This is a genomic window from Vibrio artabrorum (assembly GCF_024347295.1).
In the GTDB taxonomy this organism is placed as follows: Bacteria; Pseudomonadota; Gammaproteobacteria; order Enterobacterales; family Vibrionaceae; genus Vibrio; species Vibrio artabrorum.
Map to the genome: position 1 here is coordinate 978302 of NZ_AP025459.1, position 23213 is coordinate 1001514.

The window sequence follows — 23213 nt, forward strand, 5'->3', positions numbered from 1 at the left end:
AGCGAACCTTGTAAGGGTTCGCTTTTGAATTATTAGGAATTAACCAACTACATTAAGATAACCATCTTCATTAAATCGTTAACCAACTTAATCAGTCATCCTCAATCTACAAAACTAATCTTCGTAGTTGTCGATGCTTGGGCACGAGCAGATTAGGTTGCGGTCGCCATATACGTTATCTACACGGTTAACCGTCGGCCAGTACTTCGCGTTTTTCGTTGCTTTCGATGGGAAGCAAGCCAGTTCGCGAGAGTAAGGGCGATCCCATTCTGCGCCTGAAAGGTCAACTTGAGTGTGTGGCGCGTTAACAAGCGGGTTGTTATCCAGTGGCCATTCACCATTCTTAACCTTCGCCATCTCTTCACGGATGGCGATCATCGCATCACAGAAACGGTCTAGCTCTTCCAAATCTTCCGATTCAGTCGGCTCTATCATTAATGTGCCCGCTACTGGGAAAGACATTGTCGGTGCGTGGAAACCGAAGTCCATGAGACGTTTCGCGATATCTTCCTCGCTGATGCCTGTGTCTTCTTTTAGTGGACGAATATCGATAATGCATTCGTGCGCGACGCGGCCATTAATACCACGATAAAGAACAGGGTAGTGAGGGCGTAGTTTCTCCATCACGTAGTTCGCGTTCAGAATCGCTACTTTGGTTGCGTCTGTTAGGCCTGATTCGCCCATCATTGCGATGTAAGCCCAAGAGATAGGTAGAATGGAAGCACTACCTAGATCGGCAGCTGAAACCGCGTAGTCCGAACCTTGTACACCGTTTTCGATGTGACCTGGTAGGAAAGGAGCTAGGTGCGATTTAACACCGATAGGACCCATACCCGGACCGCCACCGCCGTGTGGAATACAGAATGTTTTGTGTAGGTTCAAGTGAGACACGTCTGAACCGATGAAGCCAGGTGAAGTTAGGCCTACTTGAGCGTTCATGTTCGCGCCGTCGAGGTAAACCTGACCGCCCGCTGCGTGTACTTGTTCGCACACTTCTTTCACTTGCTCTTCGTATACGCCGTGCGTAGAAGGGTAAGTGATCATGATGCTTGATAGGTTTTCTTTGTGCTTCTCGATCTTCGCTGCTAGGTCTGCCATGTCGATGTTGCCATCTTCATCACACTTAACAACGACGACCTTCATTGAAACCATAGACGCTGTTGCAGGGTTAGTACCGTGCGCCGAACTTGGGATCAGACAAACGTTACGGTGAGCTTCACCGCGGCTTGCGTGGTAACGTTGAATCGCGATTAGACCTGCGTATTCGCCAGATGCACCAGAGTTAGGCTGTAGTGAGAAGTCGTCGTAACCGGTGATTTCACATAGCTTCTCTTTAAGATCTTTTGCTAGTGCAGTGTATCCAGCAGCTTGCTCAATCGGTGCGAATGGGTGGATAGAACCAAACTCAGGCCATGTGACTGGAATCATCTCAGCAGCAGCGTTCAGCTTCATCGTACAGCTGCCCAGTGGGATCATGCCGTGCGTGAGTGAGAAGTCTTTGTTCTCAAGCTGTTTTAGGTAACGCATCATTTGCGTTTCGCTGTGGTGGGTGTTGAAGACTGGGTGAGTTAGGAACTCTGACTCACGACGGCAGTTCTCTGGAATAGCGGCAAACTCGTTGGATGCAATGTCAGAAGAGAGTGCTTGAACGTCTTCTTTCACGTCGAAGATAGCGAATAGGGCATTTACGTCGTCGATCGTTGTTGTTTCATCTAAGCTGATACCGATCTTACCCTTAAGAAGGCGAAGGTTGATGTCACCTGCTTGCGCTTTTGCGTACAGTGCATCTGTCTTGTCTTCTGTGTTCAGCGTGATGGTATCAAAGAAGCTGTTATTTGTTAGCTCGTAACCGGCTTTAGTTAGGCCAGCCGCTAGGATAGCTGTCATGTGGTGAGTACGACGAGCAATGGTACGAAGGCCTTTTGCACCGTGGTATACCGCATAGAAAGAGGCCATGTTTGCCAAAAGTGCTTGAGCAGTACAGATGTTGGATGTTGCTTTTTCACGGCGGATGTGTTGCTCACGAGTTTGCATGGCCATACGCAGCGCTTGATTACCGTGAGTATCGATGGAAACACCGATAACACGACCCGGCATGGTGCGCTTATGCTTTTCACGAGTGCCCATGAATGCCGCATGTGGACCGCCGTAACCCATAGGAACGCCGAAACGTTGCGCGCTGCCGATAACGACGTCTGCGCCCATTTCGCCAGCCGGTTTCAATAGAGCAGAGGCAAGTAGATCGGTCGCCACTGTAACCAGTGTTTTATTGGCTTGAGCTTTTGCAATGATATCGGTTAGATCGCGAACTTCGCCTGTTGTTCCGGGATATTGAAGAAGCGCACCAAATACGTCTTGTTCTGGCAGTGTTTCAAGCGTACCGACCATGACTTCGAAACCGATGTGTTTAGCACGAGTTTTCACCACTTCGAGTGTTTGAGGGTGAACATCGTCAGCAACGAAGAATACTTTGCTCTTGCTTTTACCGGCACGCTTACACAGTGTCATTGCTTCGCCAGCCGCGGTCGCTTCGTCAAGAAGGGATGCGTTTGCGATTTCCATACCGGTTAGGTCCATGACCATTTGTTGGTAATTCAGTAGAGCTTCAAGGCGACCTTGAGAAATCTCTGGTTGGTATGGTGTGTAAGCCGTGTACCAGCCTGGATTCTCTAATACGTTACGTAGAATAACGTTTGGCGTGAATGTGTTGTAGTAGCCTTGGCCAATGAAGGTGCGTTTCACTTGGTTTAGGTTAGCGATCTCTTTAAGAGAGGTCAGCATATCCATTTCGCTCATTGGCGCAGCCAGTGTCATTGGTTTTTCAAGGCGGATTTGTGCTGGAACCGTCTCGTCGATCAGCGCGTCTAAGCTCGTTGCGTTGATCGCTTCAAGCATTTTTTGCTGGTCTGCTTTATTAGGGCCGTTATGACGAGCAACAAACTCGTGTTGGGTATCCAAGTCTTTCAGTAATTGGCTTTGAAGTAATTCAGTCATGATATCGTTCTACTTTCTCTTTGGAGCCGTGAGCTAGCCCTTAAAATTAAGCTGCTCCAAAGAGCAGCTTTTAACGTAATGAGGGTACCTAATTAGTCTTCTTCGATAGCGCTTAGGTATTCTTCCGCATCTTTAAGGTTATCGAGTTCAGACGGGTCAGACATCTTCACTTTAACAATCCAACCACCTTCATAAGGTTCTTCGTTGATAAGCTCTGGGCTATCTTCTAACTCTTCGTTGATTTCTACGATTTCGCCAGAGATTGGTGCGTAGATATCAGAAGCTGCTTTTACTGATTCAACGAGAGAGAAGCTTTCACCCGCTTCAATTTCGTCGTCAGTATCAGGCAGGTCAACAAACACAACGTCACCGAGTAGCTCTTGAGCGTGCTCAGAAATACCAATAGTTACAGTGCCGTCACCGTTGTCTTTTACCCACTCGTGGCTATCTGCAAACTTTAGTGTATTGTCCATTGCTTATTCTCCAAAAATTTATGAGGTTTTAATTTAAATCTTAAAAACGGTTTAACGATAAAGAGGGAAGCGTTTGCAAAGCGCTTTAACTTGCTTGCGAACACGTTGCTCAACTTCAGCATTGCCTTCAGGGCTTTCAACTAAGCCATCAAGTACATCGCCGATCCATTCACCGATAAGTTTGAATTCTTCAACGCCAAAACCACGACTGGTTCCGGCTGGCGTACCTAAACGAATACCAGAAGTCACCATCGGCTTTTCTGTATCGAAGGGGATACCATTTTTGTTACATGTGATGCCCGCACGCTCTAGTGCTTCTTCTGTTACGTTACCTTTCAAGCCTTTAGGGCGAAGGTCAACCAGCATTAGGTGCGTGTCCGTACCGCCAGTCACAATGTCACAACCGCGAGTTTGCAACACTTCAGCGAGAACTTTTGCGTTGTTGATCACTGAATCAATATAAGTATGAAACTCAGGGCCAAGCGCTTCGCCAAACGCCACGGCTTTAGCCGCGATAACGTGCATCAGCGGGCCGCCTTGTAGACCCGGGAACACGGCAGAATTGATCTTTTTGTTGATGTCTTCGTGGTTAGTCAGAATCATACCGCCGCGTGGGCCACGCAATGTTTTGTGTGTTGTTGTCGTGACGACGTGCGCGTGTGGTAGAGGGCTAGGGTGGGCACCTGTCGCGATAAGGCCAGCAATGTGTGCCATATCGACCATTAGGATAGCGCCAACTTCGTCCGCGATTTCACGGAATTTAGCGAAATCAATCACGCGTGGGATGGCACTGCCCCCTGCAATAATCATTTTTGGTTGGCTTTCGATAGCTAAAGCACGAACGGCTTGGTAATCGATTTCAAGTGTGTCGCGATCAACACCATATTGCACCGCATTGAACCACTTACCTGACATGGCAGGACGTGCCCCATGTGTCAGGTGACCACCAGCGTCTAAAGACATACCAAGAATGGTGTCGCCCGGTTGAAGTAGGGCAAGTTTGACTGCGCCGTTTGCCTGAGCGCCCGAGTGCGGCTGTACGTTTGCGTATTCACACTTGAACAACTGTTTGGCGCGTTCTATCGCAATGGATTCGACCGTGTCAACGTGCTCGCAACCGCCGTAATAACGACGGCCTGGGTAACCTTCTGCGTATTTGTTGGTTAGGCAGGTGCCTTGTGCTTGCATTACGGCTTTAGAAACGATGTTCTCAGACGCAATCAGTTCGATTTGTTCGTTTTGGCGAGTGTTCTCTGCTTGGATTCCGGCAAACACAGCGTCATCGGTTGCCGATAAGTTGGTAGTGAAAAAGCTGTCTAAGCTATGGTTTTGGTAAGCGTTCATTGTCGAGACCTTTCATTAAGCTAATGGTGATTGTTTTTATAATCCATTAGGTCTTACATTAATTTCTGCATCGGAATCGTTTGCATTATTAGTGGTATAAACATACTTTTATTGCGTCAAATCGATCATTGTAGGGGCGATGCAGCACGAATTGGTACCCAAAAATCGGGTGAAAAACAACTATTACAAATTTCAAAACACTCATTTTTGCTAGCTTAAGTGGTATGTTTTCAGCTAACAAGTCGATAACATAGCCCTGTTAAATTCAATTTTCAACAATAATTTCCAATAGGAAACAGTTTTTCTTATTTTGTTACAGGGAGCACGCTTTATTTCTGAGACTACTCTTTAATCAATAAAGTGCTTCATGCCACAATCAAATGAATAGATAAAATGCACAATACGAATGAGGGACCTATGTCAGAAGACATCTACGATGAGTACCCATCTTTAACCTTGGCGAAGGAAACGCTAGATCAGAATATTGAGCCTCTTAAATTGGGTCAGCGCATAAAAGATATCCGCAGTAAGCTCGGAATCACGCTGGAAGAGGCGAGTCAACGTACCGGATTAGCACGTTCAACATTGAGTAAAATTGAGAACGAACAAATTTCACCAACCTTTCAAGCGATGCAGAAGTTGGCGGTAGGTTTGCAAATCGATATGCCTCAACTCTTTGAACCACCAAGGAAAAAAGTCGCAACTGGGCGTCGAGATTTAACCAAGGCTGGCCAAGGAAAACCTCATCCCACTCCAACTTATGAACATGAGTTGCTTGCCACTGAACTTTCTAATAAGAAGATGATGCCGTTTAAAAGCCGTGTAAGAGCTCGTGCTTTTGAAGAGTACAATGATTGGGTGCGTCACGATGGTGAAGAGTTTTTGATGATTATCTCTGGCGATGTAATGTTCTATTCAGAATTTTACGAACCCGTTCCTATGAGCGAAGGCGATAGCTTATATTACGACGCGAATATGGGACACATGCTGATATCCACTAGCTCAGAAGATGCGCTGATTTTGTGGGTGACCGCAAAATAAATCAACAAAATGAGAATTTCCTATAGTGAATGCAACCGTTTGCTAACGCGACTAATGTGACCAAATTGGCGAGGTGTTGTGCTAAAACCACTCAATATCATCTCTTTTATCGGGCGATATCGAGCTTCCAATGGGTTAACTGTCACATTTTGATCTGTTTTCATCTTGTTAAGGGGGCAAAATTGTCGCATGCTTGTTTATTATAATAAACACGGTTTACTCATGTCGATTCAAGTTTACGGAAGTGAATGATTAAAAGTGATTGGTAAAGGTTTTTGATCGCAGCCTTTATTTATAACGCTAACGATAAGACCTGAGTAAAAGACATCCTTTTTGCTATCTGCTCTTTCTAATGGAATTCACACTCGTTAGGACGACTCGACATAGAGATATAAGTGGCAGGCTTGGTATAGGAAAGCCTGCATGCTTCATGGAGAATAAAATGACTCAAGAACACGCTCATCAAGACCTACTAAAAACACCGCTGCATGCACTTCACGTTGAAGAGGGCGCAAAAATGGTGCCTTTCGCTGGCTATGATATGCCCGTTCAGTACCCATTAGGTGTAAAGAAAGAGCACTTACACACTCGTGCTGCTGCCGGTCTTTTTGATGTTTCTCACATGGGGCAACTTCGTCTTCATGGCGCTAATGCCGCAGCTGTCTTAGAATCTTTGGTTCCTGTCGATATTATTGACCTTCCTTCCGGTAAGCAGCGCTATGCGTTCTTTACCAATGAACAGGGCGGCATTATGGACGATCTGATGGTTGCTAATCTAGGCGATCACCTATTTGTTGTTGTCAATGCAGCGTGTAAGGCACAGGACATCGATCATCTCACGGCACACCTTCCTGCTGATGTCGAGATGGAAGTGATTGATGACCGCGCTCTGTTAGCACTTCAAGGCCCTAAAGCGTCTGAGGTTCTTGCTCGTTTCCAACCAAGCGTTGCAGAGATGCTGTTCATGGATGTGCAAAAAATCGATATCGATGGCGTTGAATGCATCGTGAGCCGCAGTGGTTATACCGGTGAAGATGGCTACGAGATCTCAGTTCCTAACGATCACGCAGAAGCATTGGCGCGTAAGCTAACCTCAGAAGCTGAAGTTGAGTGGATTGGCCTTGGTGCTCGTGATTCCCTTCGTCTTGAGTGTGGTTTGTGTTTATACGGTCACGATTTAGATACAACGACAACACCAGTAGAAGCTAGCCTTTTATGGGGCATCCAAAAAGTTCGTCGTACTGATGGTGAGCGTGCAGGCGGTTTCCCGGGTGCCGATATCATCCTTGAGCAAATCGCAACCAAAGATGTTCAACGTAAGCGTGTTGGGCTTGTTGGTCAAACTAAGGCACCTGTCCGTGAAGGTGCTGAATTGTTTGATGCCGAAGATAACAAGATTGGTGTGGTAACCAGCGGTACGGCTGGGCCTAACGCGGGTAAGCCAGTTTCTATGGCCTATGTGCGTAGCGACCTCGCGGTGATTGGTACTGAGGTTTTCGCTGAAGTGCGTGGTAAGAAACTGCCAATGACAGTAGAAAAAATGCCATTCGTTCCTCAGCGTTACTACCGTGGCTAATCGCTTTTAAGAAAAGATCACCAATTTAACCAAAGCCTACTGTTACTCAATTTATTGAGGATATTAACAGTAGGCTTTTTGTCGATTGGGCGGTATCAACTCGGTTGAATATCATTGGAAACGGCGGCCTAGACATGGATGTATAAAGTAAGCGTTGTGGTAAACCTCTTACAAATTGTTACTATACTAAAGGTGCGACGTGCTATTGTGTCGATTCATCATTCTTGTCAATAAGTAGTAAGGGTTACAAGGGGTTATCTATGTCTATCAACCATATAATGCGTCCGCTTCACAAAGCCGTTTTGGGGCTGTTAGCGCCATTTATTGTCACGTCAAGTGTTATGGCGGCAGAAAATACGCTCGAAGCGGCTCCTAACGTCGAGGTAACGCCTTATATCGTTAATGGTAGCAATGCATCGGTAACGGATTTTCCTTCAATGGCAAGCTTGTTTATTGATCGTATTGATTATGATGGTCTTTACTCCGTTGGCTCCTACTGTGGCGGAACAATTTTAGATCCTACGCATATTTTAACGGCAGCACACTGTATTTATGGCGATAAGGAGGCTCAGTTATTTACGGTTGTCATCCCTCAATTACAAGATACCTCGCAATTCCCTTATGGAAACGTTGAAAAAGTCCGAGTCTCTGAGGTGTATTATCGCGATGATTACTCGAACAGTTTGAACCAGCTATTACCAAATGATGTTGCCATCTTAAAGCTGGAAAGTGCACTCAATATCGATTCAGTTAACGATGTGGTTAATCCTCCGTTAAACGATGATTATCGTATGGGTGTCCATGACTTTGTTGCTGTAGGGCACGGTGATACGCGTTCAGGCTTTGACGGGACAACTTTGCTGCAGAAGGCTAACCTGAATTATGTAGATAACGCGACTTGTGCCTCAGCGTTCTCGGCAGGTTCAAACTTAACGGATAAACAAATTTGTTTTATCGGGGACTATAGTAAAGCCACAAAATTATATGGTGGTACGTGCCAAGGTGATTCAGGTGGCCCCGTGTATTGGAAAGATGGCGCGGATTACAAGCAAGTTGGAATCACCAGTTTTGGGCCAGAAATATGTGGTGGTAACCGTAAGGTGACGTCTGTATTTACTGAAATCTATGACTATAAAAATTGGATTGTTAGTGTGGTTGCTGGTAATGAAACGGCTAAGTTTGTCTCAACGGATGCCAAACGATCAGCCTATGTAAACCGACCAATTTCGTTTGGTTCAAGCAGTGGTGGCAGTATTTCATTTGCTTTGCTCGGTATGCTGATGTTGGTCACAGGAATGAGAAAAGTGGCATAACGTCGCGTTTTACATAGAGGGTAAGTCGACGCGTGTCGACTTACTGTGATTGGTATCATCCTTAAAGGGGTAAGCAAACTTTTTTGGTCATCTAATGAGTGTCTAACTCAAGGTTAGAATCACTTTCCTGCTGTATTTTTCAATGATGTCATCAATCTCTTTAACTGTGTCATCAATCGTTTTTATCCCCGCTTGCACCGTCCGTTTCTCACTGGGTTTCAATGCTGAAAAAGCGTTTTTTAGTTCGTTTTCATTCAACATATTCTGATGAAGCAATATCTCTTTGTAGGTTAACAGCCTATGCTGAATCACTTTGATCTCGCTCAGCGTATTTTTTGATTTTAATGCTTGTTTAATGCAAGGAAAGGCCAGTTCATATTGATTCGCAATTTCCAACTGTACGTCTTTGTCATTCTCAATTTGCAATTTCTATTATTCCCTAATACTTGATATTCAAGTTCACTCGCTTGCACGTTTATGATAGATATCATGATGAAACGTAACGTTTTTATCGGCTGCATAATAGGCTGTTAATGGCTTATGTAAACGGCTGTTAGTCAATATGGTCTGCTTCTTGCTGAATTTAGGTCATAACTGTCCAGTGAGGGAAAGCTTATGTCACAAGAGCCTATCGTGATGGCGTTGATTGAGCGTAGAAAGCAAGCTCATTTGTCGCAAGAAAAATTAGCTTCAAGTGCCGGGATGAGTTTGAAAACTTATCAGCGTATTGAACGGGGTGAGGCCGATATCAAAATGTCTCAATATCGTTCGATTATGAGAACCTTGAAACTCACAGATTTGGATGTCGTGCTTGATGTGGTCGGTGTGTCTCAAACGACCGCGGAAGATGTGACTGCTGCCAGTCGTTTATTGAACAGTGAAGAGCGGATGCTATTGATAAAGCTAATTCTCTCGGTCAAAAAACATCATTCGCTGCATCGGTGATGTGATTCGATGAGGCAGGGTATCAGCCAATTAGCTCACTCTTCCACGAAGTTGCTTGGTGGTGCTTCTTTGCTTTTTCGATTCTAAGCGTCTTTTCTGAGATCCACGCGTTGGCTTGGTTGCTCTTCTTGTTTTTTGCACTTTTGTTGCCTCTAGGATCAACTCTTTCAAGCGTGCTAAAGCATCGTCTCGGTTTTGTTCTTGAGTCCGGTACTGCTGCGCTTTAATGATAATCACGCCATCTTTGGTGATACGGCTGTCTTTGTGTACGAGGAGTCTCTCTTTATAGAAATCTGGTAGGGTAGAATGATTGATGTCAAAACGTAAATGGATAGCACTCGATACTTTATTGACGTTTTGGCCACCGGCGCCTTGTGCTCGGATCGCCGTTAATTGAAGTTCCCAGTCTTGAATCGAAACAGAGTTAGAGATGTGTAACATAAACATCCATGTTGAACGGTAATATGGACTCATGATACTGAATGTTGCTTAAGGTATCAGTAACTTTCTCACAGATGGATCTCTGTGATGAAAAACAGTTTTAACGATGCATAAGGAATTATCCTTTAATGGGCATCGTATGCCTTGTTAGGCAATTTCGCTCATTTCGCTACTGAGGAGTAAGCATACATTATTTCGCCCCGCTGCTTTTGCTTCGTATAAGGCTAAATCGGCGCACTTATAGTTGAGAGTGGGGTCATTGGTAATATTGGTCACTCCGCAACTGACTGTCACGATATCGTCGAACTCAATGCTGACTGCCACTTTTAAGCGGTTGAGTATGAACTCGGCTTCTTCGGTCGTGGTTTTCGGGAAAATAATACCAAACTCTTCGCCACCGATGCGCGCAACTAAGTCATTTTCACGACTTTCACGTTGTAAGGTTTTCGCGACTTTTTGAATCACGCGGTCCCCATAATCGTGGCCAAAACTATCGTTAATACGTTTAAAATGATCGATATCTAAGACAGCTAAGCAAGATTGACTTTGCGATGGAGAATGATCGACACGACGGCATTCCTCGCGAAGTTCGAGGTCGAATTTACGTCGATTCCAACACTCTGCTAATGTGTCTTTTTCACTCAGTGCCCGGAGTTTTTTCTCGAGAGCTTTATGTTTACTGATATCGACAAAAGACGCGACATAGAATTGAATGATACCCTTAGAGTCTTTGATGGTTTGTATTCTGAGTATTTCCGTAATTAACGAACCATCTTTGCAGCGATTGACGACTTCACCTTCCCATACGCCTACTTTTTGGAGTTCAGTCCACATATTGATGTAGAACTCTTGAGTGTAGCGCCCAGAGGCAAACATGGAAGGTTGACGGCCTTTTACGTCTTCGAATTCATAGCCGCTAACACGCGTAAACTCTTGGTTTACTTTAATAATTCTATTATTTCTATTGGTAATCACCAAAGCCGACATACCGTTCATCGCTGCTTTGGCTACTTGGCTTTCGATACTGTTTTTTTTGTGGTTTCTATTCCAAAGCACGAAAGCGACTGAAATTATTGAAATTAAGATAAACAAAGCAACGGATTGAATAACGGTTGATTGCTTGTCTTTAAGATACTGCTTTTTAAATTGTTGGTTTTGCATACGAATTACCATATACGCTGGGTCCGACAACTGCGTTAAATTAGCATCGATTCTTGAGTGAAAGTACCAATTGTCACCATCAAAATAGCTGGAAGATGTTTCGCTTTGAATCGACAGCCAAAGCTTTGGATATTGCTTTGCATAAGTGTTATCTGAATGTGCTTCAATTAAATGACCGAATGCTTCTTCAATATTTGGCCCTAAAATGATGTGGCCCAATTTATTAAGGATTACAGGCTCGGTTGCCGATGAACTTACTTGATAAATCAGACGCTTGTATATTTTTAGCATGTCTAGGTTTGCGATAAAGTAGCCTAAAATTCGACCTTCGGAAGTGACAGGTGTCATTATTCTTAGCACAGGAGCTAATGGGTAGGCGATTTCTCCATGGTCGAGTTCTAGATCGATGTTATCCGATTTGACTTCACCAATGTGTAATTGTTGGAGGGTTTTAAAGTAGCTGCGGCTTGATTTATTCTGTAGCTCGTTACTGGGCACCATCGTCGCTTTTTGGTTGTTATAACTTAGGTTGAAAACTTCATTTCCGTCTAAGTCTAGGTAACGCAGGCGAGAGTAATATTGGTGGCTTTGTGCCAGTACCACCCATTGATCATTGAGCGCTTGTTGATGATCTAATGAAGGGTCTTTAATCGCGCGCAGTAATATTTTTGAATCTGCCATTGAAGGCACAGCATTAAACGTTTCCTTCATAATACTGGCTAGCTTGTGGAAGATGTATTCGATTTGATTTTTACTGGATTGCTTAATATTTAACGCGTAGTCAACGTCTATCCTATTAAATTCAGACTTAAAATAGAGGGCGGGAACTAATCCAAGAGCAAACAGTGTGCAGAGAAATTGGCCGATTAGTTTTTTTATATTTGTATTCATCACTGTCCTCAAAGAATCAGCGCAATACTATAGATTTAAAAAGGCATTTAATGTGATCTTCACCCAGAATTTAGATTAAGATTTGCATATGGCTACAGTTCAATAGCGACTTGTTTCAAAGGTGCTTATTTGTTGACCGAATAGTGGGCTCTTCTGCTAATCGCTGATACCTGCTCATCACGGCACGATTGTTTCGTGATGAGTAGGCAAATTTTCAAAGTTTGGAGTACTTGGCTGGATGTATTTTAATGATTAACTCAAGCCAATGACGTTGCCTTGCTCGTCAATGTCTAACGACATAAATGCTGGTTTATCGGGTAATCCGGGCATGGTCATTACATTACCGCACAAAGCGTAAATAAAGCCGGCTCCCGCACAAAGTTTTAGCTCTCTAACGGGAACGTTAAACTGGGTTGGGGCGCCTTTGATGTGTGCTTCGGTAGAGATAGAGAGTGGTGTTTTGGCCAAACAAACCGATAGATGACTGTATCCATGTTTGTTGAAATCGTCGAGTTGTTGCTTTGCAAGGGGTGACAGAGAGATATTTGACGCACCATAACCCACTTCAGCGACTGCCATTAGCTTTTCTTCTAGGCTTTGCTCAGAGTGATACAAAGGCTTAAATTCACACTCTTCTTGACACGCTTTGACTACCGCTTGAGCCAACTGAGTCGCCCCTTCGCCACCTTGACCAAATGCTTCGCTTACTTCAACGCTGACGCTTGGGTCGAAATCGCTGATCATCTGTTTCAAAGTACCCAGCTCTTGAGCTGAATCCTGTGGGAATCGGTTAATCGCAACAACCGTTGGCACTTGGTATTGCTTAACGTTATTGATATGCCATTTAAGGTTCTCAAAGCCTGCAATAAGTGCGTCTTGGTCATCATTAAAGATTGAATCTGGTAACGGAGTACCCGGTTTAAAATCGTAGAGGCCAGAGTTTGCTTTTAAACCACGTAATGTTGCGACGATAACGGCGCAGTCGGGCTTTTTATTTGATGCTTTCACTTTGATATTGCACGCTTTCTCGAACCCCATATCGGAACCGAAGCCACCTTCAGTTACAACAAAATCACTCAGCTTCAATGCGATTTTATCAGCAATAATGGAAGAGTTGCCATGGGCGATGTTCGCGAAAGGCCCTGCGTGTATTAGGGTTGGAACGCCTTCAAGGGTTTGCATCAATGTAGGCTCAATGGAATCTTTCATTGTGACGGTCATCGCGCCAGCAACGTTGAAATCATCTGCAGTTAATGGCAAGCCTTGTCTATTGTATGCAAGCACTACTCGTCCGATGCGCTTTCTTAAATCTTGCAGGTCATCCGCTAGAGCAAGAATCGCCATTAGCTCTGAAGCGGCTGAGATATCGAATCCGTCTTCGCGCTCAACGCCGTTAATGGTTTTTTTAGCTTCGTTTTTGCCAACTGTGATCATACGTAATGCGCGATCATTATGATCAACGACGCGTCGCCATACGATTCGATTGGGGTCTATGTCCAATGCTTTTAAACCACTGCGCGCTTCAAAGGCATCCAAACCTTCACGTTGTTCATGATACAAGCGTGCGTCAATCGCGGCAGAGGCAAGGTTGTGAGCCGCTGTTACTGCATGAATGTCGCCGGTCAGATGCAGGTTCAATTGTTCCATAGGGGCAACTTGAGAGTAACCACCACCCGCAGCCCCTCCTTTAACACCAAAGACCGGGCCCATGGAAGGTTGACGAATACAGGCGATTACCGATTGATTTATTTTTGCTAGACCTTGCGCTAAACCGATGGTGGTAACGGTTTTCCCTTCACCTAGAGGAGTTGGTGTAATCGCGGTGACTAAAACTAACTTGCCATCTTTTTGGTTATCGAGGCGTTCTAGCGACATGAGAGACACTTTAGATTTGTGTTGCCCTAATGGTTGGTGTTCGTTGTGTTGAAGGCCAGCTCGTTCAGCAACTTCACTGATGTTTTTAAGGGGGGTAGAGCGACAAATATCAATATCAGACAGCATATTTGATCCTTATATCAGAACCTAAAGGTGGTACGTAAACGTTTGCGTGGCGATAATACTGTATAAATCTCTCAAGTAAAGACAAACCACATGAATTATGTGCTTGGGAATTACCGATCTTAAAAGTCATTGCGCAAGATCAAATCTTAAACAAGCAAAATATTCGTCTGATTACCTGTCATTGTACGTACTTATCGGTTAATACCCAATATCTTCATAGACAAAGGGCTGCAAATAGCAGCCCTTTGAGAAATTAAATAGCAATTCTACTTCGGTGACAACCTAGGGTCGTTTAGCGGTCCCAGTATGTTTCTTCTAAACTGTCTTCACGCTCTGGTAGTGCACGAGACAGGCGAGGAGAGTGTTGAGTCAGAACTTCATAGCTTACACGGTTGGCGTATTTACAAATTTGAGACAGTGACGAGTACGTTAGACACGTGAATTCATGTTTCTCCGAATTCGGCACGTTGACTTGGTGATAGCTGTTGGCGGCCATGTCGTGAAGTAGAGCAGAAAGCGCACCATCACCAGCGCCATTGGTGTTCTTGATCTCAAGTGGACCTCCGAGATAAGGACCAATGTGAGAGTAGACTTTTACTGGGTTTTGACAGTCTTGCTTGCGCATCGCACGGCTGAATTCATACTTGTTGAACTCTGGGATGTTACCCGGCAATAGCGGCAGAGTGGTTTCACGCTTGGCTAATTCGTCGGTATAACCTGCCATGTAAAGACCAATAGGCCCCGCAGTACATAGGACTAGATCAACCCACTCAAGCGCTTTGTTAGCAGCAAGTAGTGGATCTTTTTCACCCGTTAATGCTTCACCTTCGTCTTCGTTCATCGCGACGATGGTGACGTTTTCTTTCAGGTATTCTTGCCACCACTCAGCGTTACCTTCGATCACATACTTAGTACCAAGCGTGAGTACAACAGGCACATTGTGCGCTTTCGCGTACTCGATCGCTTTTCGTACCGCTTTTGGCATCGGATCTTCGGGTTTTCCACGCATTAGGTATGACGACACAACCAATGCAGAAGCTTTCTCGAACACTTTTTCAGGAATGCTCTCTGGAAGCAGTTGGTTCATGTGCCCTTCATTGATCGCAAACGTACGTTCACCATCTTCAGAAATAAGTGTGTAGCAACGGCCAATTGGACCATCAACCGTTTGTAGGTGGTTTAGGTTCATGCGAGAAGATGTACGGCATAGGTAACGATAACCAAATGAGCCGACTTCAATCTTCTTAGACATAACACCAAGCAGGACCGATTTACTGTCTGCAAGTACAGAATAGTTATGTAATGTATTGCCAATAGTATCGCCAGGATATTGATGCGTGATCAACCCTCGTTCAACTAACTCTTCGTACAGCGCATCAGCTTTGCTTTCTTCCAATACGAGAGAGTGACCTTTACTCAACTGGTATTTTTCTAGGAACGAGTTGTCAACACGGGCTTCGATATCAACAATAGTTTGACCGACACCGACAATCGTGGCGCGGTGAAGCTTGGGCGTTTGTTGAATTTGGTTGACCAACGGATCACGTGCGTGAGTTGGAAAATAGTGCTTAGATTTACGCTGTCCAGGAAACTTCATATGAAAAATACAGTGAAAAAATTTTGCCGCATAATATCACATTTTAATTCTGTTTCTTTCATTTTTATTACATTTTGAATCACCTGCACAATGACTGTACAGGTGATTCGATGTCTCTATTCGATTGGGGCTAACGTCGCGGGGTCAACATAAGCCTTTGTTCCCCACAATGGCACGGTGGACAGGCTGTGTTTGAAACTACCCTCGGTCTCTTTAGTGGTGTAAGACAAGTAGAGTAGCGTTTGATTCTCTGCATCATAAATACGTCTGACTTTCATCGTTTTGAAGAAAATACTTTTCGACTGCTTGAATACCACTTCACCTGATTCACTCTTGTCAATTGTTGCAATCATTTCAGGTGTAATATCACCCGTTTGACGACAAGAAATAGAACTATCACTCGGATCTGAAAGGCTAAGGTTTGCTTCGATTGATGCGATATGACAAGTCACACCGGTGATTTTATCATCGTCTAACGAAGATATTTTGATGTCTTTCATAGTGAAGAGACCCAGAGAGACGTCGCCAACTTCATTGTCCGAACAGCCAGCTAACATTGCGATGATACTGGCTGCTATTAAGGCTTTTTTCATAAGAAGTCCTTTTTATTTATATCGTTCTATTTACTATCAGGAAATTGAAAGCTTGGATACGAGTGTAGAGCTTTTCGTTGAGTTCTTAAAGGCTTGTTGTGGTTAATGAAAAACATAAGGCTTTTAAAGTGCTTGTTGGCCTTAGTCATGCTCTGTATGCTTTCTATCTTTAGATCGGCTCTTTTGTCGACCATGTGTTGTTCCGAATCACGGTGATGTTTGGAATACTAAACGTAGGTACTAAAAGAATGAATAATGAAATACCTGAAATTGCACATCAGAAGAACCATTGGCTATTTAGCCAACTGGATATTGCATACCCCGCGAAAGAGAGCCTTCTTGGTTTAGATGTCTATAAAAAACAACTTTCCCAAAAGACTTATCAGCTTCTCCCACAAGACCAAACTCCAACTCAAATTGATGAACTGCATAAAGTCGACTTTCATAAATTGACGGTTCTTTTTTCACTGAATCAAGCCAGCGCCTACAAAGATGAAACCGAAAGAGCGAATATTTTGGAGTTCTTAAGTCAGATTATGTTGTCGGAAGCGCACACCTTGTTTATTGGCACTCAAAATGGCGATGTTGTGGCGAGCGCGATTGTCACTGAAGGTGAGGATTGTCTGTTGCTATCGGATATTGTTAACAACAATGATCAAGATATCGAAGGCTTTGCTAAACAGCTGCGTGACTTTTTTGTACGAGATCATGTTTTTGGCGATAAAGTTTGGATCGAGAAATAAAGGTGCTTTGATAAGGCGTTAATCTGAGTACAATGCTTGTTTTTAAAAAAGGGGTAATTGTGTTGTATGTACAAGCTATTGATCTCAATCGCTGTATTATGCGTTAGCGCTTTTTCTCCAGCTATTTCTGCACATGGTTGGGGTGTTAAACAAATCCTAGTGTTGCACTCCTACGAACCTTCTTATCAATGGACCGCTGACCTCCAAAAAGGGATAGACCGTGCTTTCAGTCAATCTCAAAGCGAAGTTAAGCTCTCAATCGAGTATTTGGATTCAAAACGTGTCCACAGCCCTCAGTACTACGACTCTCTTGCGAGCTACTTACGTACGAAATATGCCGGTTATAAATTTGATGGCGTCATCGTAACAGACGATCACGCGGCCAATTTTCTTAAATCTCTGCCTGATTTGATTGATAGAAGCACACCGGTCGTTGCTGCTGGCATCAATGATTTCAGTACTGACATGTACGCAGTGTCTGATAGAGCAACCGTGCTTTATGAGAATGATCAGATAGACGTTAATATTAAGCTGATTTGCAAATTAAGACCTCATCTAAAGAACCTCTATTTTATCAATGATTCTAGTGTAACTTCCGAACTGATTCACACAGAAATTCATCGCATAATGGCTGAGTTTCCAAATGTTAATTTGGTCGAAATTCGTGATCTATCACTAGAGCATACCCGCCAGTTTTTGGAAGGGATCTCGGCAGACGATGCGGTTTTGCTCAGCCACTACAACACAGAGTTGAAACAAGGCCTTTACCATACTTACCAAGAGGTGGCAGATACCTTATCTAAAGCGAGTGCTGCGCCGGTGTTTGCTTTGTGGCAATTCTATATTTCGGGCGAGGTACTCGGTGGCTATGTGAATCATTCACAAAGCATAGGTGAAGAGGCCGTTGATGCCCTCGATAAGTATATGGATCTCGGTTTCGCCCCCTCGTTCGTACCGGGTGATAACCAACGCTTTGTTTTTAATTACCTTGCCATGAAAAAATTTGATATCAGTGAGGATGCACTACCTGAAAAATCGGTGGTAATCCATAAACCCGCTTCTTTTATACGTAAGAACCTTCAGTTGCTGGTTGGTTTGAGTCTGGTTATTTTAGCGTTAAGCTTAATTGTCATCATGCAATTTATTACGTTACGTCAAAAGAAAGAGCTCGCTAAAAAAAATAAACGAATCTTATCGCTACAGAAGCAGACACTCAGTGTTCAAAAAGACATGATTCATGTTTTGGGGGAAGCCATTGAAACGCGCTCTGGTGAAACAGGCAATCACGTTAAGCGTGTCGCCAAGTTATCAGCGTTACTTGCTAAGCATTATGGTTTGAGTCATCGCGAGATTGAGATGATAGAAATCATCAGTCCAATGCATGATGTGGGAAAAATCTCTGTTCCTGAATATATTCTCGATAAGCCTGATAAGCTAACGGAAGAAGAGTGGGTTATCATGAAGCAGCACACTACTGCGGGTTATCATTTACTGAAAAGTGGAGCTGGTGATATCACCAACCTTGCGGCGATCATTGCTTATGAGCATCATGAACGCTGGGATGGAAAAGGGTATCCGACAGGCAAAGCTGGTGAGGACATTCACTTGTTTGCTCGCATTACCGCCGTAGCTGATGTCTTTGATGCGCTACTTAGCGCCCGTTGTTATAAAGAACCATGGCCATTAGAGAGGGTTGTTGGCTTGTTTGAGCGAGAGTGTGGTCGTCAGTTCGATCCTAAGTTGACCACGTTGTTGTTAGATCATTTGCCTGAGTTCATCGCTATTCGCGATACTTCTCCAGACACAAGCAGTGTCGAATATGTCTCTATGTCTGTAGGTGAGCCACAGACACTTCAGGCGTTGGTCGCGAGCTAACTCTTCACCTTTTTTCGCTGTTTTTTATTGGTAATGTTTAACGCTATCCATTGACTGAGTCCTCTAGTTAATGATTAATTGATGTGTATTTTTTTCGCCTGCCTTGAAGCTCGTTAGCACAGATTTCTATTTTGAACTGATATAGAACAAAATAGAAATACCAAGCAGCATTTGGTGCTACACAATCATGATTGAACGAATGATATTTGATGTTTATCTACAGTCATAAGGTGATCTATCGCATATTTCGCGAAGAGAAATAAGCAGGGATCGATAAAATGTTATCTGAATCATCCCGTTTATTGGCATAACCTTATAGGATAAAGCTTGGATCAAATGTGAGTGAAATGTCTATGCGATTAGAGCAGACAAAATGTGTGATTTTCGATTGTGACGGAACACTTATAGATAGTGAAAAGCTGTGCTGTCGCGCTTTGGTGAACGTTTTTAGTGGCTTTGGGGCGAAGTTGAACGTCAAAGAATGCTACGCGCACTTTCAAGGTGGTAAGCTGGCAGATATCTTAATGGATACACAAGAGCGTCTTGGGCTATCTATCTCGATTGATACCCTTGAACCGTTATATCGCACTGAATTAGAGACCCTATTTCAGCGTCATTTAAAGCCAATGGACGGGGCAATTGAGCTTATTGAATTTCTCAAACAACAAGGCATTGAGTTTTGTATCGCTTCCAACGCACCGAAATCTAGAGTTGAATCTTCATTGGCGATGACAGGTATGCTCGATGACTTCAAAGGTAAAGTGTTTTCAGCGTTTGATGCCAATAGTTGGAAACCAGAACCTGATCTGATTATGTACACGGCCATGAATATGGGCTTTTTACCGAATGAATGCATCTACGTGGATGATACGCTGAAAGGGATTGAGGCTGGTGTTCGCGCGGGAATTCAATCGTTTCGATTACGCCCAAGTATTGATGAAGCCATCGTAGAACCCGAAGCCGGCTCAGCAGAACTCGCGGCTCAGGATATCTACAGTTTAGATGAGATTTCAGTTTGGATTAATGGCAAACACTGCTCAAGTGGTGGTATGCAGAATTCGGCAGCTTTGGTGGGGTAGAACCTAGTTGAAGGCTGACTACTTTACTTAATTGTTCGGTGTGAAAACCACAAGATGCACAGGTGAACTTTTCTCCACTTTCTGAAAGTAGATATTCGTCGTGTTGACATAAAGGGCATGTAATATTATCGGTGTTTGGTGCTTCTGTTTTATTCATTATGTGCCACCTGCAGCAAGAGGGTAAGCGAAAAAAGACCCGTTACATAATGTTACCTCTAAGCTTGAATTTTAAACAGTTTTAGCCATTGGTAATCTATTCCCTTTGCGACTTGCTTCATGGTAATGAGTATTTTCTCGTTAGTGATCATGGTTTTCGTTATTAACGTGATTCAGTAAAGAAGGACTCATAACGAGTCCTTCTGAGTTTGCTTTAATTCTCACTCGCTCAAAGTCTGAGATGGCGAAACTGACTCTTCTGTAAGTTTAGATACGGCATTTGATGAGTTTGAGCGACATCTTTAATCACATCAGATGATCGACGGATGATATGTCGATTGACTTATAACCTTCACCAAATCTTGTTAGCCAAGTGAAGGCAGTAACCCTACTGAAATAAGAATTTGAATGGCAATGATAAACACGCCAACGCTACCCGCTAAAAACAACGCTTTGCTTCCTCCTAGCACTTGATATGTCGCTTCTGGACTTTGAGGCTTCACAGAGAAGTCAGTGTAACGAACTTTATAGACCATCACTGTTGGTAACAGAATTGCGAGCACTGACAGTGCGATGGCTGCGTAGCCTAACGCCATGATAAAACCTTGTGGGTAAAATAAAGCAAAACCCAGTGGTGGTAAGAAAGTGATAGCGGCTGTCTTTACACGTTTTGCATTGCCTAGTTTCTTACTCAAAGAATCACCCATGAATTCAAACAACCCCAAGCTTACCCCGATAAAAGATGTTAGCAGTGCGAGGTCTGCGAACACACCGACGATCACGTTTAGGTTTGATTGATGAACGGTTTGTGACAGTGAGACTAAAAGCGCACCCAAGCTAGTATCAGAAAGTAGTTGCTCTTGGCTTACGACACCCAGAGTCACACTCTGCCAGAAAACGTAGATAATCAATGGCAGGGCAGAACCTACAATCATCACCTTACGCAAAGAACGAACGTCGCCATCTAGGTAACGAACGATCGATGGAATGCTGCCATGGAACCCAAAAGAGGTGAAGACAACAGGAATCGCTGCAACAATCAGGCCTTGTTGTAAAGGCATACTCAGTAGGTATTGAGTTGTGATGTTGGGCGCGAGGAAGCTAAGTACTAGTACCATCGCAACGAGCTTTAAACCAAATAAGACGCGGTTAACTTTATCAACACTGTGAGTACCAATCGTTACAACACCAGCAACTAACAGGGTAAATAAAAGGGTTGTGATCTGGCCGTTGAGTTCAATACCGGAAATATCCGAGATACGTTGATTAAACTGTGCACCACCACCCGCGATGTAAGCGGCACACAAAGCGTAAAATAGAAACATCACCGCAAAGCTCGCAATCCATTTTCCTTTTGTCCCTAAAATGTTGTGAGCTAACGTGTGTAGGGTTGCATCAGATTCTGCGAATTGGTGAAGTTCGACCATTAATAGCGCAGTAAAAGCCATTAATGCCCATAAACCCAGCATCAAGAAAAGTGAAGTTGAAAAGCCAATACCTGCAGAAGCAAGTGGAAGAGCGAGCATGCCAGCACCAATTGTGGTGCCTGCAATGATCAAAGTACTACCAAAAACCTTTGATTTATTCATTGTATATAATTCTTTACGTTAGGGTGTGTTTTTATTGTAATTCTTCTGGCTTAAGCGCATAAACCCAAAGAATATCTCGATTTTGATGTATTCTGATTGAGTTTAATACCAAAAGCAATGATTGATGTAATCAAAAATAACCACTGTAAACTCATGTTTACGACATTGTGAATTAACCGAGATTCAATGCTAAAGCAAACGTTTGACCATGATCAGCTTCGAAATTGTTAGAGTAATTTGTTGTACTTAGTGTAAGGTGACAGTACATATGTCGTTCGCGTATACCCCTTTAGCGTAAAAAAGCGTTAATGATCGCGAGTAGCTTCAAGCTATAAATATGGAATGGGTAGAGTAGAGTGCGTTCATCAAAGTGACATAATATAAGTCCAAGATGGTGCACTGGTTAATAGGACATCATGTCCACATCAAGGAATAGAGGGGGCACAATGAGTGACCAATCTTATAATGACGAAAGTCTAGAGTTGTTAGATGCTATGGAAATTGGCATTGATTTGTCTGACTACGAACAGACAGTGAAACCGTTAGCAGAAGAGCTTTTCAAGTCTTCGAACTAAGCTTTAAGATCTTTAATTCAGTTTCAACGGAAACGCTTTTAAAGCTAAAAGTTTTCTTAGCTAACGCTTCTTAAAGTGAGCAATTCTAAACTGAGCAACTCTCATTCGCTCACACGTCATATCAAAACTATCCTCATTAAAGTTCGCGAAGATAAACGAGTACGTTTACTCTGTTACTTAGTTCTCGATACTTTAATGAGGTTCAATGAACTTTCTCGCACACCTTCACATCGCCAAGCACTGTAACAGCAACTTAGCCGGTAACCTGTTAGGTGATTTTGTTAAAGGCAATCCTAATAAACGCTATTCTGATGCACTTTCTGACGGTATTAGGCTTCATCGATTTGTTGATAGCTATACTGATGGTCATGATGTATCTCGTTCTGCAAAATCGCTTTTCTCAGACCAAACACGACGCTTTGCGCCTATTGCACTCGATGTCTTTTGGGATCACTGCTTAGCCAATCATTGGGCACAGTTCTCGCAGCAGACATTAGAGCGTTTTTGTTTCGATAGCCATGAGCAGATCTTTGAACATCAAGAGCCACACTGGCCAGAAAATTTCGTTATGGTTCATCAGAAAATGGCTGAGCATAGATGGTTAGAGAGCTATCAAGAGATGTCATCTATAGAGGTGGTATTGCAGCGAATGGCGTTGAGAAGGCCCAAACTCAGTATGCTCGAGGCATGTTATGATGAACTCGACCGTCACTACGACACGTTGCAGTGTCACTTTGATGAGCTTTATCCCAACGTGTTAGAAGAAGCGAAGCAGTTTAATGCGCTTCAAATGAAGAAAAATCAAAAGGAAAGGTAAACAGCGTAA

20 protein-coding genes are annotated in these 23213 nt (G+C 43.6%); 9 read left to right on the top strand and 11 right to left on the bottom strand.

Annotated elements, in window-relative coordinates; translation table 11 throughout:
- Positions 1-114: 114 nt before the first annotated feature.
- The 3 genes from gcvP to OCU36_RS18390 all read right to left on the bottom strand — a co-directional run bounded on the left by gcvP (position 115) and on the right by OCU36_RS18390 (position 4811).
- A complete protein-coding gene (gene gcvP / locus OCU36_RS18380; RefSeq protein WP_261839944.1) occupies positions 115-2994 on the bottom strand; it encodes an aminomethyl-transferring glycine dehydrogenase in 2880 nt (959 codons plus the stop codon).
- 92 nt (positions 2995-3086) lie between these two features.
- A complete protein-coding gene (gene gcvH / locus OCU36_RS18385; protein WP_261839945.1) occupies positions 3087-3467 on the bottom strand; it encodes a glycine cleavage system protein GcvH in 381 nt (126 codons plus the stop codon).
- Positions 3468-3518: 51 nt separating this feature from the next.
- Positions 3519-4811, bottom strand: coding sequence for a serine hydroxymethyltransferase (locus OCU36_RS18390; protein WP_261839946.1), 1293 nt, complete (start codon positions 4809-4811; stop codon positions 3519-3521).
- Between the two features lie 417 nt (positions 4812-5228).
- On the opposite strand from OCU36_RS18390, the gene OCU36_RS18395 reads away from it, so the two are divergent.
- The 3 genes from OCU36_RS18395 to OCU36_RS18405 all read left to right on the top strand — a co-directional run bounded on the left by OCU36_RS18395 (position 5229) and on the right by OCU36_RS18405 (position 8741).
- A complete protein-coding gene (locus OCU36_RS18395; RefSeq protein WP_261839947.1) occupies positions 5229-5852 on the top strand; it encodes a helix-turn-helix domain-containing protein in 624 nt (207 codons plus the stop codon).
- A gap of 442 nt (positions 5853-6294) precedes the next feature.
- Complete coding sequence (gene gcvT / locus OCU36_RS18400; RefSeq protein ID WP_261839948.1) at positions 6295-7428, top strand: glycine cleavage system aminomethyltransferase GcvT; 1134 nt, start codon at positions 6295-6297, stop codon at positions 7426-7428.
- Between the two features lie 260 nt (positions 7429-7688).
- Entirely contained in the window at positions 7689-8741 is a 1053-nt protein-coding gene (locus OCU36_RS18405) for a S1 family peptidase (RefSeq protein ID WP_261839949.1), read from the top strand.
- Between the two features lie 102 nt (positions 8742-8843).
- Here the strand turns inward: OCU36_RS18405 and OCU36_RS18410 are convergent, their stop codons facing one another.
- Positions 8844-9167, bottom strand: a complete 324-nt coding sequence (locus OCU36_RS18410) for a hypothetical protein (protein ID WP_261839950.1) — start codon at positions 9165-9167, stop codon at positions 8844-8846.
- Positions 9168-9356: 189 nt separating this feature from the next.
- Here OCU36_RS18410 and OCU36_RS18415 point away from each other — a divergent pair, with 189 nt between their 5' ends.
- Complete coding sequence (locus tag OCU36_RS18415) at positions 9357-9686, top strand: helix-turn-helix transcriptional regulator (RefSeq protein ID WP_261839951.1); 330 nt, start codon at positions 9357-9359, stop codon at positions 9684-9686.
- A gap of 30 nt (positions 9687-9716) precedes the next feature.
- Here the strand turns inward: OCU36_RS18415 and arfB are convergent, their stop codons facing one another.
- The 5 genes from arfB to OCU36_RS18440 all read right to left on the bottom strand — a co-directional run bounded on the left by arfB (position 9717) and on the right by OCU36_RS18440 (position 16370).
- The gene (arfB, locus tag OCU36_RS18420) at positions 9717-10127 is read right to left on the bottom strand and encodes an alternative ribosome rescue aminoacyl-tRNA hydrolase ArfB (RefSeq protein ID WP_261839952.1); all 411 of its coding nucleotides are present in this window, start codon (positions 10125-10127) and stop codon (positions 9717-9719) included.
- A gap of 147 nt (positions 10128-10274) precedes the next feature.
- Positions 10275-12179 (bottom strand): sensor domain-containing diguanylate cyclase, encoded by a 1905-nt coding sequence (locus OCU36_RS18425; protein WP_261839953.1) that lies wholly within the window; start codon positions 12177-12179, stop codon positions 10275-10277.
- A gap of 252 nt (positions 12180-12431) precedes the next feature.
- Positions 12432-14180, bottom strand: a complete 1749-nt coding sequence (locus OCU36_RS18430) for a formate--tetrahydrofolate ligase (protein WP_261839954.1) — start codon at positions 14178-14180, stop codon at positions 12432-12434.
- Between the two features lie 292 nt (positions 14181-14472).
- Positions 14473-15777, bottom strand: coding sequence for an inosine/guanosine kinase (locus OCU36_RS18435; protein WP_261839955.1), 1305 nt, complete (start codon positions 15775-15777; stop codon positions 14473-14475).
- 116 nt (positions 15778-15893) lie between these two features.
- Positions 15894-16370: a CreA family protein gene (locus OCU36_RS18440; RefSeq protein ID WP_261839956.1), complete on the bottom strand. Its 477-nt coding sequence runs from the start codon at positions 16368-16370 to the stop codon at positions 15894-15896.
- A gap of 248 nt (positions 16371-16618) precedes the next feature.
- Here OCU36_RS18440 and OCU36_RS18445 point away from each other — a divergent pair, with 248 nt between their 5' ends.
- The 3 genes from OCU36_RS18445 (at position 16619) to OCU36_RS18455 (ending at position 20067) form a co-directional block, all read left to right on the top strand.
- On the top strand, positions 16619-17113 hold the full coding sequence (locus OCU36_RS18445) for a hypothetical protein (protein WP_261839957.1): 495 nt from the start codon (positions 16619-16621) through the stop codon (positions 17111-17113).
- 66 nt (positions 17114-17179) lie between these two features.
- Positions 17180-18988, top strand: a complete 1809-nt coding sequence (locus tag OCU36_RS18450; RefSeq protein WP_261839958.1) for an HD domain-containing phosphohydrolase — start codon at positions 17180-17182, stop codon at positions 18986-18988.
- A gap of 353 nt (positions 18989-19341) precedes the next feature.
- Positions 19342-20067 (top strand): HAD-IA family hydrolase, encoded by a 726-nt coding sequence (locus OCU36_RS18455; protein ID WP_261840746.1) that lies wholly within the window; start codon positions 19342-19344, stop codon positions 20065-20067.
- Here the strand turns inward: OCU36_RS18455 and OCU36_RS20125 are convergent.
- Complete coding sequence (locus tag OCU36_RS20125) at positions 20009-20224, bottom strand: hypothetical protein (RefSeq protein ID WP_261839959.1); 216 nt, start codon at positions 20222-20224, stop codon at positions 20009-20011. The two genes, OCU36_RS18455 and OCU36_RS20125, sit on opposite strands and share 59 nt — an antisense overlap.
- Before the next feature lie 364 nt (positions 20225-20588).
- Positions 20589-21812, bottom strand: a complete 1224-nt coding sequence (locus OCU36_RS18465) for an aromatic amino acid transport family protein (RefSeq protein ID WP_261839960.1) — start codon at positions 21810-21812, stop codon at positions 20589-20591.
- Between the two features lie 446 nt (positions 21813-22258).
- Here OCU36_RS18465 and OCU36_RS18470 point away from each other — a divergent pair, with 446 nt between their 5' ends.
- Positions 22259-22387 carry a hypothetical protein gene (locus OCU36_RS18470; protein WP_261839961.1) on the top strand — a complete coding sequence of 43 codons (129 nt, stop codon included), beginning with the start codon at positions 22259-22261 and terminating at the stop codon, positions 22385-22387.
- 205 nt (positions 22388-22592) lie between these two features.
- The gene (locus OCU36_RS18475) at positions 22593-23204 is read left to right on the top strand and encodes an acyl carrier protein phosphodiesterase (protein WP_261839962.1); all 612 of its coding nucleotides are present in this window, start codon (positions 22593-22595) and stop codon (positions 23202-23204) included.
- Positions 23205-23213: the final 9 nt, after the last annotated feature.

Coding starts and splice junctions, on each gene's coding strand:
- gcvP (WP_261839944.1), bottom strand. CDS start 2,994: ATGACTGAATTACTTCAAAGCCAATTACTGAAAGACTTGGATACCCAA.
- gcvH (WP_261839945.1), bottom strand. CDS start 3,467: ATGGACAATACACTAAAGTTTGCAGATAGCCACGAGTGGGTAAAAGAC.
- OCU36_RS18390 (WP_261839946.1), bottom strand. CDS start 4,811: ATGAACGCTTACCAAAACCATAGCTTAGACAGCTTTTTCACTACCAAC.
- OCU36_RS18395 (WP_261839947.1), top strand. CDS start 5,229: ATGTCAGAAGACATCTACGATGAGTACCCATCTTTAACCTTGGCGAAG.
- gcvT (WP_261839948.1), top strand. CDS start 6,295: ATGACTCAAGAACACGCTCATCAAGACCTACTAAAAACACCGCTGCAT.
- OCU36_RS18405 (WP_261839949.1), top strand. CDS start 7,689: ATGTCTATCAACCATATAATGCGTCCGCTTCACAAAGCCGTTTTGGGG.
- OCU36_RS18415 (WP_261839951.1), top strand. CDS start 9,357: ATGTCACAAGAGCCTATCGTGATGGCGTTGATTGAGCGTAGAAAGCAA.
- arfB (WP_261839952.1), bottom strand. CDS start 10,127: ATGTTACACATCTCTAACTCTGTTTCGATTCAAGACTGGGAACTTCAA.
- OCU36_RS18425 (WP_261839953.1), bottom strand. CDS start 12,179: ATGAATACAAATATAAAAAAACTAATCGGCCAATTTCTCTGCACACTG.
- OCU36_RS18430 (WP_261839954.1), bottom strand. CDS start 14,180: ATGCTGTCTGATATTGATATTTGTCGCTCTACCCCCCTTAAAAACATC.
- OCU36_RS18435 (WP_261839955.1), bottom strand. CDS start 15,777: ATGAAGTTTCCTGGACAGCGTAAATCTAAGCACTATTTTCCAACTCAC.
- OCU36_RS18440 (WP_261839956.1), bottom strand. CDS start 16,370: ATGAAAAAAGCCTTAATAGCAGCCAGTATCATCGCAATGTTAGCTGGC.
- OCU36_RS18445 (WP_261839957.1), top strand. CDS start 16,619: ATGAATAATGAAATACCTGAAATTGCACATCAGAAGAACCATTGGCTA.
- OCU36_RS18450 (WP_261839958.1), top strand. CDS start 17,180: ATGTACAAGCTATTGATCTCAATCGCTGTATTATGCGTTAGCGCTTTT.
- OCU36_RS18455 (WP_261840746.1), top strand. CDS start 19,342: ATGCGATTAGAGCAGACAAAATGTGTGATTTTCGATTGTGACGGAACA.
- OCU36_RS20125 (WP_261839959.1), bottom strand. CDS start 20,224: ATGAATAAAACAGAAGCACCAAACACCGATAATATTACATGCCCTTTA.
- OCU36_RS18465 (WP_261839960.1), bottom strand. CDS start 21,812: ATGAATAAATCAAAGGTTTTTGGTAGTACTTTGATCATTGCAGGCACC.
- OCU36_RS18470 (WP_261839961.1), top strand. CDS start 22,259: ATGAGTGACCAATCTTATAATGACGAAAGTCTAGAGTTGTTAGATGCT.
- OCU36_RS18475 (WP_261839962.1), top strand. CDS start 22,593: ATGAACTTTCTCGCACACCTTCACATCGCCAAGCACTGTAACAGCAAC.